This window comes from Pantoea eucrina (assembly GCF_020079945.1).
Taxonomy (GTDB): Bacteria; Pseudomonadota; Gammaproteobacteria; order Enterobacterales; family Enterobacteriaceae; genus Pantoea; species Pantoea eucrina.
In genome coordinates, this window is sequence record NZ_CP083448.1 from 1,069,670 (window position 1) to 1,085,446 (window position 15,777).

General features: G+C 62.0%; 11 protein-coding genes and 3 pseudogenes. 7 read left to right on the forward strand and 7 right to left on the reverse strand.

What is annotated here, in order from left to right; genetic code table 11:
- Positions 1-100 precede the first annotated feature (100 nt).
- Positions 101-835 (reverse strand): MerR family transcriptional regulator, encoded by a 735-nt coding sequence (locus tag LAC65_RS05000; protein WP_039385767.1) that lies wholly within the window; start codon positions 833-835, stop codon positions 101-103.
- Between the two features lie 151 nt (positions 836-986).
- Between LAC65_RS05000 and LAC65_RS05005 the strand changes: the two genes are divergently transcribed.
- The 4 genes from LAC65_RS05005 to ybiB all read left to right on the forward strand — a co-directional run bounded on the left by LAC65_RS05005 (position 987) and on the right by ybiB (position 5,330).
- Positions 987-1,550 carry a helix-turn-helix domain-containing protein gene (locus LAC65_RS05005; protein ID WP_039383380.1) on the forward strand — a complete coding sequence of 188 codons (564 nt, stop codon included), beginning with the start codon at positions 987-989 and terminating at the stop codon, positions 1,548-1,550.
- Positions 1,547-2,062, forward strand: a complete 516-nt coding sequence (locus tag LAC65_RS05010) for a GNAT family N-acetyltransferase (protein WP_039383382.1) — start codon at positions 1,547-1,549, stop codon at positions 2,060-2,062. Before LAC65_RS05005 ends, LAC65_RS05010 begins: the two co-directional genes overlap by 4 nt.
- 92 nt (positions 2,063-2,154) lie before the next feature.
- Complete coding sequence (dinG, locus tag LAC65_RS05015) at positions 2,155-4,290, forward strand: ATP-dependent DNA helicase DinG (RefSeq protein ID WP_203025519.1); 2,136 nt, start codon at positions 2,155-2,157, stop codon at positions 4,288-4,290.
- 71 nt (positions 4,291-4,361) lie between these two features.
- Positions 4,362-5,330 carry a DNA-binding protein YbiB gene (ybiB, locus tag LAC65_RS05020; RefSeq protein ID WP_039383385.1) on the forward strand — a complete coding sequence of 323 codons (969 nt, stop codon included), beginning with the start codon at positions 4,362-4,364 and terminating at the stop codon, positions 5,328-5,330.
- Between the two features lie 48 nt (positions 5,331-5,378).
- Here the strand turns inward: ybiB and LAC65_RS05025 are convergent, their stop codons facing one another.
- From LAC65_RS05025 to hutH, 3 genes and pseudogenes are all read right to left on the reverse strand, one after another.
- A complete protein-coding gene (locus tag LAC65_RS05025) occupies positions 5,379-6,536 on the reverse strand; it encodes a M20 aminoacylase family protein (RefSeq protein WP_039383387.1) in 1,158 nt (385 codons plus the stop codon).
- A gap of 170 nt (positions 6,537-6,706) precedes the next feature.
- Positions 6,707-8,392 carry a urocanate hydratase gene (gene hutU, locus LAC65_RS05030; protein ID WP_039383388.1) on the reverse strand — a complete coding sequence of 562 codons (1,686 nt, stop codon included), beginning with the start codon at positions 8,390-8,392 and terminating at the stop codon, positions 6,707-6,709.
- A gap of 10 nt (positions 8,393-8,402) precedes the next feature.
- Positions 8,403-9,953, reverse strand: a pseudogene (gene hutH, locus LAC65_RS05035) (histidine ammonia-lyase).
- Positions 9,954-10,271: 318 nt separating this feature from the next.
- On the opposite strand from hutH, the gene hutC reads away from it, so the two are divergent.
- Positions 10,272-11,027, forward strand: a complete 756-nt coding sequence (gene hutC / locus LAC65_RS05040; RefSeq protein ID WP_039383392.1) for a histidine utilization repressor — start codon at positions 10,272-10,274, stop codon at positions 11,025-11,027.
- On the opposite strand, the pseudogene LAC65_RS05045 reads toward hutC, so the two are convergent.
- Both LAC65_RS05045 and LAC65_RS05050 read right to left on the reverse strand, forming a co-directional pair.
- A pseudogene (locus tag LAC65_RS05045) lies at positions 11,011-11,552 on the reverse strand (HutD/Ves family protein). The gene hutC and the pseudogene LAC65_RS05045 sit on opposite strands and share 17 nt — an antisense overlap.
- Complete coding sequence (locus LAC65_RS05050) at positions 11,549-12,904, reverse strand: formimidoylglutamate deiminase (protein ID WP_039383395.1); 1,356 nt, start codon at positions 12,902-12,904, stop codon at positions 11,549-11,551. Before LAC65_RS05050 ends, LAC65_RS05045 begins: the two are co-directional and overlap by 4 nt.
- 85 nt (positions 12,905-12,989) lie before the next feature.
- On the opposite strand from LAC65_RS05050, the gene hutI reads away from it, so the two are divergent.
- Together hutI and hutG are read left to right on the forward strand one after the other, a co-directional pair.
- Entirely contained in the window at positions 12,990-14,207 is a 1,218-nt protein-coding gene (gene hutI, locus LAC65_RS05055) for an imidazolonepropionase (RefSeq protein ID WP_039383397.1), read from the forward strand.
- Positions 14,204-14,989 carry an N-formylglutamate deformylase gene (gene hutG / locus LAC65_RS05060; protein WP_039383398.1) on the forward strand — a complete coding sequence of 262 codons (786 nt, stop codon included), beginning with the start codon at positions 14,204-14,206 and terminating at the stop codon, positions 14,987-14,989. The genes hutI and hutG overlap by 4 nt, the downstream gene beginning before the upstream one ends.
- A 4-nt stretch (positions 14,990-14,993) precedes the next feature.
- Here hutG and LAC65_RS05065 read toward each other — a convergent pair.
- A pseudogene (locus LAC65_RS05065) lies at positions 14,994-15,620 on the reverse strand (flavin reductase family protein).
- Between the last annotated feature and the right edge of the window lie 157 nt (positions 15,621-15,777).

Here is a 15,777-nt window from a genome sequence, read left to right on the forward strand (position 1 = left end):
AAATTTTATTCCAGTTCATTGCAGTACCTGATTAATGCCGTGAGTCAGGCATGATAACGCGCGCCCGGCAGAGGAAAAAGGCCTGACGTGCGGTTTTACATTAAGCCGGTTCGTGCATCTGTATGGAAAACCCCTGCGCCTGCCAGTGTTCAAACTGCTCCTGCTGACGCCGCGTTGGCCGTTTCCCGGTCCAGATAAACAGATGCTGTCCCGGAAAGAGCTCAGGGCGCGGCATATCCAGCGGTTCAGCCAGCACATCCATGCGCCAGCCGTGCTGTGCCAGACGCCAGGCTTCCAGCCAGATTCGGGTGCGATCTTCCACGGCCCAGCCGATAATCAGCGCATCTTTACCTGGTTTTTTGCGGGCACCCGCCAGACAAAACGCGACGTAATCGATGATAGCGCCGTCCAGCAGGCTGCACATCGTGCGGGCAGTGTTTTGATCGAGACCCAGACGCTGGCGTACCGGCACAAAAACGTGATCGATCAGTGCATCAATCGGATGCTCACGACCGATGGTGGCAATCTTGGTGCGCAGCTTTGACGCGCGGACGTGGCGCAGCACGCTCATCAGCTCTTCCTGCAGCGCAGTCCAGCCGTCGTGCACGTTGACCGTTTCACCCTCAAGCAGCGCTTTTACTTTACCGACGGGCACGCCGCTCTCTATCCAGCGTTTAATCTCTTCGATACGCTGAACATCTTCATCATCAAATTGTCGATGACCACCTTCGGTGCGCTGAGGCTTTAACAGACCGTAACGTCGCTGCCAGGCGCGAAGTGTTACCGGGTTTATTCCACAGCGCTCGGCAACATCGCCGATACTGTATAAGGCCATAATGTCCTCAAATATTGCGACCTGCATAAAAACACCTTAACCGTTGGGGCTGCCTTGTACAATCTTTATTTTATTGTACAACTTGAGTTTTTTCCCGATTTTCGGTTAATTCTCAAATAAGAGAGCGATTTCTCATATCTGAGAGGGCACTATGTCAGTAACTGAAACGGATAACCGGCTGGCGCTGCGGCTTGCTGAGCTTCGCGAACAGCAGGGCTGGTCGCTGGATGAACTCGCTCAGGCGACAGGCATCAGCCGGGCCTCATTGTCGCGCATTGAACGCGCTGAGACCAGTCCTACCGCAGCATTGCTTAACCGGTTATGTCTTGCTTATGGCGTGACAATGTCACGTCTGTTGCAGGAGGTCGAAGATGAGACGTTGCTGCTGATAAAAGCTGACCAGCAAACCTGCTGGCGCGATCCCGATAGCGGCTTTCAGCGTCGCACCCTTTCTCCTCCCGCAAGGCAGTTTAAAACAGAATTGATTGAAGGGGTACTCCCGCCAGGCGCACATATTTACTATGACACGCCTCCTCTTCAGGGGCTTGAGCAGCATATCTGGCTGCAGAGCGGCGGCTTAACGATCGTGATGGAGCAGCAGCGCTGGACGCTGGCTGCCGGCGATTGCCTGCGTTTTCACCTGACGGGACGCTCCGCCTTCAGCGCCGATGCGCAAGCGGGCGCCCGCTATATTCTGGCGGTATGCAAACCATGATCACGTTTTCTCAGCTTACTGCTGCCAGCGCAGCACACGCTATCGCTCCGCTGAGCGATCTGCTGCAGGCCTGTGTCGCAGACGGTGCCAGCGTGGGCTTTACCGACGCCGGCGATCGGCAGGTTATAGAGCGCTTCTGGCAGGCGAGAGCCGCTGCGCTGGCAGATGAAAGCCATATTTTGCTGGTGGCCTGGCAGGATCAGATCCCGGTGGCGACCGTAACACTAAGCGGCAGCCCGATGCCTAACGGTTATCACCGCGCAGAAATCAGCAAGCTGCTGGTGCACCCGCAGCGTCGACGGCAGGGCATTGCGCGTCAGCTGATGCTGCAGGCAGAAGACCTGGCCCGGGCGCAGAAAAAAACGCTGCTGGTGCTGGATACCCGCAGCGGGGACGTGGCCAGCCAGCTCTATCTCTCTCTGGGCTGGCAGAGCGCCGGAGAGATACCGCACTATGCCTGCTCAACGGAAGGGGTTATGGAGGCGACCACCCTGATGTACAAACTGCTGTAACGGGCAGCGGGTGCGAAAAAAGATGCGCTGAGGCTGACGCTGCCAGATTACTGTGTAAAAATACAGGCCGGATTAACTCAACAGTAATAATTATGGCTCTGACAGCAGCGATTAAAAGCCAGATTGCGCAATGGTATAAGGCGCTGCAGCAGCAGGTTCCTGACTTTATCCCGCGCGCGCCGCAGCGCCAGATGATTGCCGAAGTGGCAAAAAGTCTGGCGGGCGATGAGGGGCGCCATCTGGCTATTGAAGCCCCTACCGGCGTGGGTAAAACGCTCTCTTATCTGATCCCCGGCATTGCGGTAAGCCGTGCCGATGAAAAACGGCTGGTGATCAGCACAGCCAACGTGGCGCTGCAGGATCAGATTTTCACCAAAGATCTCCCGCTGCTGAAAAAGATCATCCCCGATCTCACCTTTACGGCGGCCTTTGGCCGCGGACGCTATGTCTGCCCGCGTAATCTGGCCGCGCTGGCCGCCAGCGACGATCAGCAGGGCGACCTGCTGTTCTATCTGGATGAAGAGGCGGTGACCGGCTCAAAAGAGGAGCAGAAAATCTGTTCCGGGCTGGAGAAAGATCTCAGCCGCCATACATGGGATGGCCTGCGCGATCACGCGGAGAAGGCGATCGATGACAGCCTGTGGCGGCGCCTCTCGACCGATAAAGCCAACTGTCTGGCTCACCACTGCCGCTGGTATCGTGAATGTCCCTTTTTTGTCGCCCGGCGCGAGATTGAACAGGCTGACGTCGTCGTCGCAAACCATGCGCTGGTAATGGCAGCTATGGAAAATGAGTCGGTGCTGCCGCCGGCAAAGCATCTGATGCTGATACTGGATGAGGGCCACCATCTGCCGGAAGTGGCGCGTGACGCGCTGGAGATGAGCGCCGAGATCACGCCAGGCTGGAGCTGGCTGCAGCTCGATCTCTTCATACGGCTGGTAGAGACGATCATGGCGCAGTTCCGCCCCAAATCGCCCCCGCCGCTGACCAATCCTGAACGGCTCAAACAGCACTGCGAAGAGATGCGCGAGCTGCTGCAGACGCTGAGTCAGGCGCTCAATCCGCTGCTGCCGCCCGATAATCAGCCGGGTGAGTTTCGTTTTGTGCTGGGGGAGCTGCCGGAAGCGCTGCTCACGCTCTGTGCGCGACTGTTTAAGCTTAGCGACGCGCTGCGCGGTCTGAGTGAGGGGCTGCTGAATGAGCTGGGCGAGCAGACCGGTAAGGCGGATATTATGCGCCTGCATAAAGCGATTCTGCAGCTCAACCGGCACTTTGGCTGGTTAGAAGCCATCAGCAAACTCTGGCGGCTGGCCGCAATGGAAAAAGCCTCAAACGCGCCGGTCTCTAAATGGGTGACGCGTGAAGTGCGCGAGGGGCAGGCGCACCTGCTGTTTCACTGCGCCGGGATCCGCGTCAGCGACCAGCTGGAGAAGCTGCTGTGGCGTAAAATTCCGCATGTGGTCGTGACATCAGCCACGCTGCGTTCGCTCAGCAGCTTCAGCCGCCTGCAGGAGATGTCGGGACTGAGTGAGAAAGCGGGCGATCGTTTCGTGGCGCTCGATTCTCCGTTCAATCATGTCGACCAGGGCAAGCTGGTGATCCCGCAGATGCGCTATGAGCCGCTGCTGGCAAACGAAGCTGAGCATATCGCCGAAATGGCGCGCTTTTTCCGCCAGCAGATGGCGGAAGGGGAACATAAAGGCGTGCTGGTGCTGTTTGCCAGCGGACGGGCGATGCAGCAGTTTGTTGCGCAGCTGCCGGAGCTGCGTCTCACGATGCTGGTGCAGGGCGATCAGCCGCGCTCCCGGCTGGTGACGCTGCATCGCGAACGGGTGGCCGCAGGAAACAGCAGCATTCTGGTAGGCCTGCAGTCGTTTGCCGAAGGGCTCGATCTTAAAGGCGATCTGCTGTCGCAGGTGCATATTCATAAAATCGCTTTCCCGCCGGTAGACAGTCCGGTAATTTTGACCGAAGGCGAGTGGCTGAAAAGCCTGCGCCGCTATCCGTTTGAAGTCCAGAGCCTGCCCAGCGCCTCGTTTACGCTGATACAGCAGGTCGGGCGCCTGATCCGCAGTCATCACTGTTTTGGTGAGATTGTGATCTACGATCGCCGTCTGCTCAGCAAAAGCTACGGCAGCCGGCTGCTGGCGGCGCTGCCGGTATTTCCGATCGAGCAGCCTGCGGTGCCGGAAGAGAAAAAAAGCGCCAGGCGCAAACGAAAAGCCTGAGTAGCCGCGCTGAGCGGCTACTCGTTCCGGCCGCCGCACTGCGGCGCGCCCAGAAAGCAGGAAGCGTAACTATGGAACTGAATAAAATTATTAAAGAGATCGGGCGCGGTAAAAACCATGCGCGCGATATCGATTTCGACACTGCGGTGGCGCTCTACAGCGCCATGCTGGCAGACGAGGTGCCGGAGCTGGAGCTGGGTGCGATCCTGATTGCGCTGCGGATTAAAGGCGAAGGCGAAGCGGAGATGCGCGGTTTCTATCACGCCATGCAACAGCGTATGCTGCGGCTGCAGGCGCCGGCCGGCCGGCCGATGCCGATTGTGATCCCCAGCTATAACGGCGCGCGCCGTCAGGGCAATCTGACGCCGCTGCTGGCGCGGCTGCTGGTAAAGCTGGGCTTTCCGGTGCTGCTGCACGGTGTCAGCGAAGACGCCACGCGCGTAACCAGTGAAGCGGTGCTTGCCGCATCAGGCATCGCGGCGGTAACGACCGCCGCGCAGGCGCAGGCGGCGCTGGATAACGGCGAGCTGGCGTTTATCACCATCGATAACCTCTGTCCGCCTGTGGCCAGACAGCTGGCGCTGCGCTGGCGGATGGGCGTGCGCAACAGCGCGCATACGCTGGCAAAGCTGGCCACGCCGTTTGCCGAACGCGCCGCGCTGCGTCTTGCCAGCGTGTCGCATCCTGAATATGTGCCGCGCGTCGGCGCATTTTTCCAGGCGATAGACGCGCCCGCTATTCTGCTCAACGGCACGGAAGGCGAGGTGTATGCCAGTCCGCTGCGCTGTCCGGCGATCAACTATATTGCCGGCGCGGCGGGTGAGGCGCAGATCTGGGTTGAGCGGCAGCCGGAGCGTGTGGAAGCGCTGCCGGAGAACAAACAGGCTGAAACCACCGCGCGCTGGAGTGATGAGGTGCTGAACGGCACGCGTGCCGTGCCGCAGTCGCTGCGGCTGCAGCTCGCCTGCTGCCTGGTGGCAACGGGTGAAGCGGCAAACTTATCTGCTGCTGAGATCAGGCTGCAGCAGGCGGGAATGTAAGCGCGGTGCAGGGCGTGCTGCGCACCCGGTTTAGCAGACGGCAGCGGCTCAGCGTTTCGCCAGTACGCTCTCCACCAGTTTCTGCCAGAAAGTAATCCCCACCGGCAGCAGCGCATCATTAAAATCGTAGCTGGCGTTATGCAGCGGCGCAGAAGGCACCTCGCCGTCGGCGCCCAGCCAGAAGTAGGCGCCCGGACAGGCTTCCAGCATACAGGCGAAATCTTCTGACGCCATCGACGGGCTGCACGCCCATTTTACCTGCGCGTCCCCCAGCATCTGCTCCGCCACCTCGCGCACCTGCTGTGCCGGGGCAGGGTGATTTGCGGTCACCGGATAGCCGGGATACCAGTGAATGTCACCGCTGACGCCAAACGGTCGCGGCAGCGCGGTCACAAACTCTTCAATCAGGCCGCGCACCCGCTCGCGCACCTCCGGCTGCAGACAGCGTACCGTGCCGCGCAGCGTGATCTGCTCCGGGATGACGTTAATCGCCTCGCCGCCGTGGATCTGCGTCACGCTCACCACGGCGGACGCCAGCGGCGAAAGGCGGCGTGAAGGGATGGTCTGCAGCGCCAGCACCAGCTCAGCCGCCACGACCATCGGATCGGCGCCGCTTTCCGGCATGGCCGCATGACAGCTGCGGCCGGAAAGGGTGATCTCAAAGGAGTCGAGCGACGCCATCATCGCCCCCGGATTCACCGCCAGCGTGCCGAGCGGCAGTCCGGGCCAGTTGTGCATTGCATAGACGGCATCCATAGGGAAGCGCGAGAAAAGACCTTCTTCTGTCATGCGGCGTGCGCCGCCGAGGTTCTCTTCGGCGGGCTGAAACAGAAAGTGGATGGTGCCGCTGAAATCGCGCGTGGCGGCGAGCTGGCAGGCGGCGGCCAGCAGAATAGCGGTATGGCCGTCGTGACCGCAGGCGTGCATCACGCCGGGCCGGGTCGATTTCCACGCCGCGATGCCTTTTTCTGTGATCGGCAGCGCATCCATATCAGCGCGCAGCCCAATCACCGGCCCCGGACCGTTCTCCAGCGTACCAATGACGCCGGTGCCCGCTATGCCGCGGAATACCTGAAGCCCGGCCTGCTCCAGTACGCGGGCGACCAGCTCGCTGGTCTGCTGTTCCTGATAGCCCAGCTCAGGCAGTTGATGTAACTGATGACGCCAGTTAAGGGCATTTTCCAGCAGGAGAGCAGGCAGACTCATAACAGAGGGCTCCGTTTGCAACGCGCGCCAGCGCAGGGGATAAGTCATCACTGTAGTGATATGTCGTCGGAGCGTCTATCGCTAAAAGGAATAATTTGGCTATAGATTATATCCTTGTGGAATATACAACCCTCACTGATAGCGGCTACGCTTCCCTGCGTAAACGGCCGTTACGTTAGCATCGGCAGGTTCAGCCCGTGCCGCACGGCGCACGCCTGCGCCTGCTCGTAGCCGGCATCGGCATGGCGCATTACCCCGGTGGCCGGGTCATTCCACAGAACGCGCGCCAGCCGTGCATCCGCCTCCGGCGTACCGTCACAGACAATTACGACGCCGGCGTGCTGGGAAAAACCCATGCCGACGCCGCCGCCATGATGCAGGCTGACCCAGGTGGCGCCACCGGCCGTATTCAGCAGCGCGTTAAGCAGCGGCCAGTCAGAGACCGCGTCTGAGCCGTCGCGCATCGCTTCCGTTTCGCGGTTAGGCGATGCCACTGAACCGCAGTCGAGATGATCGCGGCCAATCACCACCGGCGCTTTCAGCTCGCCTCTGCGTACCATCTCGTTGAACGCCAGCGCGGCCAGATGGCGTTCGCCCAGTCCGAGCCAGCAGATACGGGCGGGCAGGCCCTGAAAAGCGATACGCGCCTGCGCCATGTCGAGCCAGCGATGCAGATTGAGGTTATCCGGAAACAGCGACTTTAATTTTGCGTCCGTTTTATAAATGTCTTCCGGATCGCCCGAGAGCGCCACCCAGCGAAACGGGCCTTTGCCCTCGCAGAACAGCGGGCGGATATAGGCGGGAACAAAACCAGGGAAGTCAAAAGCGTTGCTGACCCCCTCGTCCAGCGCCACCTGCCGGATATTATTGCCGTAGTCCACGGTCGGCACGCCCATATGGTGAAAATCGAGCATGGCCCGGACGTGCACTGCCATGGAGGCGCGCGCCGCCTGTTCAACGCCTTTCGGATTGCGCTGGCGCTCCGCCTGCCAGCGAGCCACATCCCAGCCCTGCGGCAGATAGCCGTTGACCGGATCGTGCGCAGAGGTCTGATCGGTCACGATATCGGGGCGTATGCCGCCGGCGCGGGCGCGGTTTACCAGCTCCGGCAGGATCTCCGCCGCATTGCCCAGCAGGCCGACAGAGATCGCCTCTTTTGCCGCCGTGGCCTGTTCAATCAGCGCCAGCGCCTCATCCAGCGTACGCGCTTTGTGATCGAGATAGCGGGTGCGCAGGCGAAAATCGATGCGCGACTCCTGGCACTCAATCGCTAATACGCAGGCACCCGCCAGCACGCCGGCCAGCGGCTGTGCGCCGCCCATGCCGCCGAGGCCCGCGGTGAGGATCCAGCGACCGGTAAGATCGCCGTTATAGTGCTGGCGGCCCGCTTCGGCGAAGGTCTCAAACGTTCCCTGCACAATGCCTTGGGCGCCAATGTAGATCCACGAGCCGGCGGTCATCTGGCCATACATCATCAGGCCGGCGCGATCCAGCTCATGAAAATGATCCCAGTTCGCCCAGTGCGGCACCAGGTTAGAGTTAGCCAGCAGCACGCGCGGTGCGTCGGCATGGGTGCGGAATACGCCCACCGGTTTACCGGACTGGATCAGCAGCGTCTCATCCGGCTGCAGCAGGCGCAGCGAGCGCAGGATCTGCTCAAAACAGGGCCAGTTACGTGCGGCTTTGCCGATGCCACCGTAGACCACCAGATCGTCCGGACGTTCGGCGACATCGGGGTCGAGGTTATTCTGGATCATGCGCCAGGCCGCTTCGATAAGCCAGTTAGCGCAGTGCAGTTCACTGCCATGCGGGGCACGGATTTCGCGGGCCACGGCCTGCGTCAGGGTTTCGCTCATGATTCACTCCTCAGTGCTGGTTCTGGCGCTGGCTCGGCAGCAACGTTATTAGCGCGTCGGGCCACTGCGTGCCCGCAGCCCACAGACGCATCGCTTCGATATCGGGTGCCAGCAGGCGGTCGCTGGCAAGAAACGCCACCCTGCTGCGAATGCGCTGCATCTCCTGTTCAAGGATGGCCGAACTCTGCAGCGGCCGGTGAAACTCAATGCCCTGGGCTGCGGCCATCGCTTCAATGCCGACCACCGCAGCGGTGTTAAAACACATCTCCCCGAGACGGCGTGCTGCATAGGTGGCCATAGAGACGTGATCTTCCTGATTCGCTGACGTAGGCAGGCTGTCTACGCTGCCAGGGTGCGCCAGCGATTTGTTTTCTGATGCCAGCGCGGCAGCGGTCACCTGGGCAATCATAAAGCCGGAGTTGACGCCGCCATCCTGCACCAGGAAAGGCGGCAGGCCGGAGAGAGTGCTGTCGAGCAGCAGCGCCAGACGGCGCTCGGAGATAGCACCTATTTCGGCCACGGCGAGCGCAATAATGTCAGCCGCAAACGCCACCGGCTCGGCGTGGAAGTTGCCCCCGGAGATCACTTCACCGCTGTCGCTGAAAACCAGCGGGTTATCGGAGGCGGCATTGGCCTCAATCTGCAGGACGCGCGCGGCGTGGCTGAGATTATCAAGGCAGGCCCCCATCACCTGCGGCACGCAGCGGACAGAGTAGGGATCCTGGACGCGTCCGCAGTGGGTGTGCGACTGCAGGATCCCGCTGCCGCTGAGCAGCGAGCTGACGGCGGCGGCGACAGCGATCTGGCCAGGCTGGCCGCGCGCCTGATGAATGCGCGCATCATAGGGTTTAACCGAGCCTTTAATCGCCTCCAGCGAGAGCGCGCCCGCCATCAGTGCAGCAGCAAAGAGATTTTCCGCTTCAAACAGGCCGCGCAGCGCCAGGGCCGCTGAGACCTGGGTTCCGTTCAGCAGCGCCAGTCCCTCTTTTGGCCCGAGGACAATCGGCGTCAGTCCGGCGCGCGCCAGACCTTCCGTTGCCGGCCGCCGTTCACCGGCAATGCGCACTCGCCTTCACCCAGCAGCATCAGCGACAGGTGTGCCAGCGGAGCCAGATCGCCAGACGCGCCTACTGAGCCCTTAGCCGGAATAGAGGGCATCACGCCGGCGTTAAACAGCGCCAGCAGGGCATCCACCAGCTCAATACGGACGCCGGAATGACCGCGCGCCAGACTGATAATCTTGCTGGCAACCACCAGACGCGTGACGTTATCCGGCAGCAGATCGCCGAGGCCAACGCTGTGCGACAGCACCAGGTTACGCTGCAGCTCAGCCAGGCGGGCAGCGGGAATTTGCGTCTGTGCCAGTTTGCCAAAGCCGGTATTAATGCCACACCACGCTGCCGGACGCGACGATATCGTCGACGGTCGCATGGGCGCGGTGAATAGCACTGCGCGCCGCTGGCGTCAGGTGTAACGTCACCGGCTGCTGATAGATAGTGCGCAGGGTCGCGAGATCCACCTTACCGGGTTCCAGGCAGATTTCCTGCAGTGCATGCGACATGATCTACTCCTGTATATACAAGTAAGTGGCGGGAAAAGTCACGCTTCTTAACGCCATGCGTCAGGTTACTTCACCCGCGGTAAACCGAGTGAAGCACAGGTTTGTTATTCCTGTCTATACAAGTAGCAAGCGCTATGCCAGTTTCACTGCAATTTGTGAAATGTGCCGCACTGCGGGCAGGCAGGCTAATCAGCCAATTTGATGCACGCTAAAGCAGCAGCCTCTGCACCCGCAGCCGCTGCGCTGCACTACTGCATGTCTATACATCTGCCTGGCGGAACAGTAAACTTTCCTTCTCAGAGCAGAAAGGAACAGCAGATGACCGAGCAAACGGCACTGGCGCAGTTAGCCGCCGCAATGGGCGATGAACCGGCACCGATTTACCAGCGCGTCAAACAGGCGATTATCAGCCAGATCCGCGCGGGAGAGTGGAAAGCCAGGCAGCGTGTGCCCTCCGAGAGCGAGCTGGTCAGCGAGCTGGGCGTGAGCCGGATGACCATCAACCGCGCGCTGCGTGAACTCACCGCCGAGGGCTACCTGCTGCGTATGCAGGGGGTGGGCACCTTTGTCGCGGAGATGAAAGGCTACACGGCGATGCTGGAGGTGCACAATATTGCGGATGAGATTGCGCAGCGCGGTCATCAGCACCGCTGCCAGATCCTGACCCTGACGCAGGGGCGGGCGGATCCGGAGCAGGCGGCGCTGCTGGGGATGCGCACCGGCCAGCCGCTGTTTCATTCGCTGATGGTGCATTACGAAAACGATCTGCCGGTACAGCTGGAAGATCGCCTGGTGAACCCGCAGATGGCGCCGGACTACCTGAAGCAGGATTATCACAGCGTTACCCCTTATACCTATCTGATGCGGGTCGCGCCGCTGACCGCCGGCGAGCATATTGTTGAGGCGGTACTGCCCGATTTGCGCCAGCGCAGGCATCTCGCGCTGGAGGAGCACGAACCCTGCTTATTGATTCGGCGGCAGACGTGGAGCGACAGTAAGATTGTGACCTATGCGCGGCTGCTCTATCCCGGCTCGCGCTATAAGCTGCTGGGACGTTTTAAAGGACACGGCTGAGCCGGCACCAGAGCAGCAGGGCATCGCAGCTCTGCGGTGTCAGCGTCAGTGGCTCATCCAGCCACCAGATCCCCTGCGTCTGGTGCAGGACCTCGCCGGAGGCGTACTGCCACGCACCGGCTAACACATACGCCACCCCGTGCCGGCCCGGCTGCGGTGCCTGCTGCAGGATGCTGACCTCCGCCCGCCAGCTGTCGCGGCGGGTCATGATATTGAAATCGCTGCAGCGGCCGTGCACTGTCGCCTGCACCGGGGCTTCTCCGCGAAGCGCCACGGCTGACAGGGCTGCAGCCGGTGCGTCAGCCCGCCGCTCTGCAGCAGCGGGCTGTCGCCCTGCAGCAGGGTAATCACCCGATCCACGCCAGGAAACAGCGAAAAAGGGCCGCTGGCGTCAAGCGTGGCGATGCTGGCCCGCCAGGCGAAATCCGCCGCGCCGGGGGGAAAGCTGACGATTTCGCGCGTCTCGCCGCCGCCGTTGCGCCAGCGGCTGACCGGCAGCGCGTCGTGGCAAAAGCGGCGGATCACTGCAGCGCCCGCAGCGCGTCGGCAACGCGGATGGCCGCCTGCGCCTCTTCTGCATGCTGGCCGTCAGCGATCACCTGCCGGCCGGCGACAAACGTATCGCGGATCCCGCTGCGCGCGCCGGCAAACAGCCAGCGATTGAGCAGCGCATCGGAAGGGGTTGCGCTGAGCAGCGGGTCGTCGCGCAGTACCAGCCAGTCGGCGCGCAGGCCGGGTGCCAGCACGCCGCTGCGGATGCCACACGCCTGAGCGCCCCCGGCCGCAGCCTGCTGCCACAGCAGATCGCCCACCGACGGCTGCTGCGGCAGCGCCAGACGGTTACGCCGCCTGTCGCGCAGCCGCTGCCCGTACTCCAGCCAGCGCAGCTCCTCACGGGCGCTGACCGAGACGTGGCTGTCAGAGCCGATCCCCCAGCGTCCGCCCCGGGCAATATAGGCACTCGCCGGAAAAATACCGTCGCCGAGGTTGGCTTCAGTCGTCGGGCATAATCCCGCAACGGCACCGCTGGCGGCGAGCTGCTGCAGCTCGCTCTCATCCGGATGGGTGGCGTGGATCAGGCACCAGCGTGCATCAACGTTAAAGCGGCGCATCAGCCAGGCGATGGGACGCTCACCGCTCCACGCCAGGCTGTCGCTGACCTCTTTTTCCTGCTCGGCAATGTGGATATGGACCGGCAGATCGCCCGGCGCTGCGGCCAGCACGTCGTGCATCTGCGCTTCGCTGACCGCGCGCAGCGAATGAAAACAGACGCCGTAGTTCAGCAGCGGTTTATCTGCGCAGACCGCGGCCACGCGCTGCAGCTGCTGCAGATAAGCGCCGGTCTGCTGGATAAAACGGCGCTGTCCGGCGCTGGCGGGCTGTGCGCCAAAACTGCTGTAGCTGTAAAGCACCGGCAGCAGCGTCTGGCCGATGCCGGTGCGCTCAGCGGCCAGCATCAGCTGCTGCAGCATGGCATCATCCGGATAGGGCTGGCCCTGCGGATCGTGATGCAGATAGTGAAACTCAGCAACCTGACTGTAGCCCCCTTTCAGCAGCTCAATGTAGAGCCAGGTCGCAATGTCGCCCACCTGCTGCGGCGTCAGCCGCGCTACCATGCGATACATCAGCTCGCGCCAGGTCCAGAAGCTGTCCTGCGGATCGCCCGCCACCTCAGCCAGTCCCGCCATCGCGCGCTGAAAAGCGTGCGAGTGCAGGTTGGTCATGGCGGGAATGACGGCCCCCGCCAGCGGTATAGCAGCGCCCGGCGCGCTATCTGGCGTAACGCGGGTGATAAAACCGGCGTCGCTGACCTCCAGCGTCACGTGGCTGTGCCAGCCATCTGCCAGCTGAGCGCGCGGGGCAAAATAGATGGTCATGGTTGATCCTTCAGGCTGGAAAGTTGTATATACATATACATACTTTAACCGGGTATGTAAATCGCCCGTACGCAGGGAACAGGGCATGAGAGACGCGAAGCAGATCGACAGCCTGTGGCTGGGCGCAGATATCGTTACGCTGCGCGACGGGCGCTACAACATCATCACCGATGGCGCGCTGGCCGTGGATAACGGCGTACTGATATGGGTCGGGGCGCGCAGTGAACTGCCGGCATTTGCGCCGCGTCAGCGGCATACGTTTAGCGGCGGCATCATCACGCCGGGGCTGGTGGATTGCCATACGCATCTGTTGTTCGCCGGCGATCGCAGCGCGGAATTTGAGCAGCGTCTCAACGGTGCCAGCTATGCAGAAATTGCTGCGCAGGGCGGCGGTATTCTCGCCACGGTACGCGCCACGCGGTCCGCCTCACAGGAGGCGCTGGTGGCGTCAGCGCGCGGGCGGCTGGCGCATCTGCTGGCGGAGGGCGTCACCACGGTAGAAATCAAATCGGGTTACGGGCTTGATGAAGAGAGCGAACTGAAAATGCTGCGGGCCATACGCCAGCTGGCAGCCGGCGTGCCGGCTGATGTCATCGCAACCTGCCTGGCCGCACATGCGATCCCGCCGGCGTTTCACGCCAATCCGCAGGGCTGGATCGATATTATCTGCCAGCGGCTGCTGCCGCGGGTAAAAGAGGAGGGGCTGGCGGATGCGGTGGATGCGTTCTGTGAACATCTGGCGCTGTCGCCTGCGCAGGTCAGCGCGGTGTTTGATGCGGCGCGCGCGCTGGATCTGCCGGTCAAACTGCACGCTGAGCAGCTCTCGGCGCAGGGCGGGGCGGCGCTGGCCGCACGTTATGGCGCGCTCTCCGCTGACCATCTGGAGTACGCCAGCGAGGAGGATGTCCGCGCGATGGCAGAGCATGGCACCGTTGCTGTGCTGCTGCCGGGAGCGTTCTATCTGCTGCGCGAAACGCAGCGGCCACCGGTCGCGCTGTTCCGCCGCTACGGCGTCCCGATGGCGCTCGCCAGCGATGCTAATCCAGGGACATCACCCGCGCTTTCACTGCGGCTGATGATGAATATGGGCTGTACGCTGTTTGGCATGACGCCGGAGGAGGCGCTGGCGGGGGTGACGCTGTGGGGCGCGAAAGCGCTGGGTCTGCAGCAGACGCACGGCTCACTGGAGGCGGGCAAAGTCGCCAGCTTTGTTCACTGGCCGCTGACGCGTCCGGGCGAGCTGGCTTACTGGCTGGGCGGCGAATTGCCGTGCCGGGTTATCTATCGTGGAGAAGCACAATGAGCTTTGATTTTATACCGGGCAGGCTGCCGCTGCTGATCTCAATACCGCATGCCGGTACGCAGCTTACGCCGGAGGTTGAGGCGGGGCTGAGCGACGCGGCACGCCCGCTGCCGGACACCGACTGGCATCTGCCGCAGCTGTACGATTTTGCGCAGGATATCGGCGCCAGCGTGCTGACCGGACGCTATTCCCGTTTCGTTATCGATCTCAACCGGCCGCCTGACGACCGGCCGCTCTATACCACCGCCACTACCGGACTCTGGCCAGAGACGCTGTTTGACGGCACGCCGGTGTTCAGACCGGGCATGACGCCGGATCGGGCGACGCGTCAGCGCTATCTGCAGACCCTCTGGCAGCCCTATCATCAGCAGCTGCAGCAGGAGCTGGCGCGCCTGAAAGCGCAATATGGCTATGCGCTGCTGTTTGATGCGCACTCTATCGCTTCACGGGTGCCCCGGCTGTTCAGCGGCGTGTTGCCCGATCTGAACCTGGGAACCAGTGATGGCGCCAGCTGCTCAGCGGCGGTGAGCGACGCGCTGGAGCAGGTATGTAACGCTCAGCAGCGCTATAGCTGGGTGCTGAATGGCCGTTTTAAAGGCGGTTATATTACGCGCGCCTATGGTCAGCCGGCGCAGGGCGTCGAGGCGGTACAGCTGGAGCTGGCGCAGCACAACTATATGGATGAGTCGCTGACATTTGCCTGGCACCCAGCGCGCGCCTCACAGCTGCAGCCGGTGCTGCAGCAGCTGATCGGCGCGCTGCTGGCGGCAGGAAAGCGTTAAACGCTTACCGCTTACGCGCGTCCGGGCGGACCAGATCAAAACGCTGCGCCTCACTGATGCCGTAATAGGCAGAAGGCCCCCCGGCGCGCAGAATCGGCTGCGCTCTGGCGGTCTGGTAAATGCCATCGTCCAGCAGGGCCTCATCAATATGAATGGCGACCGCTTCACCCAGCACCAGCCAGCTCTCCAGCTCCCCGCCCTGCGCATCCTGCAGCCGATCAGCTGCGTCAGGCGACACTCAAAGTTAACCGGGCTCTCTGCCACCATGCTGCAGTCGATATGGGAAGCGGCAACCGGCGTCAGGCCCGCGAGCGCGAACTCATCGCTGCTGACCGAGGCGGAGCTTTCGTTCATCGCTTCCGCCAGCGGACGCGTGGCCAGATTCCAGACAAACACCTTGCTTTCGCTGATGTTCTGCACGCTGTCTTTCCAGCCGCTGCTGGCAAAGCCGATGATCGGAGGCTGGTAATTAAAACAGTTAAAAAAAGCTGTACGGCGCAAGATTATCCTGGCCGCTGCCGCTCCGGGAGCTGATCCAGCCAATCGGACGCGGACCGATAATGGCGTTCAGCGGATCGTGGGGCAGGCCGTGTCCGGTCCGGGGCTGGTAGCTGTAGCGATGGCGCGTCATAAAAACTCCTGGGTCAGGGGGAAGGCACGTCGCGGCAGGCGGCGTGCATTGCAGGAAAAGGGTTCGCAGAGAGTCTGGTGTAAACGTAAAATTGCGGTAAGCGGATTGTGCGCTGGCGGCAGCCGGAGTATCTTACGCCCGCCTTACTTTCCGGAGA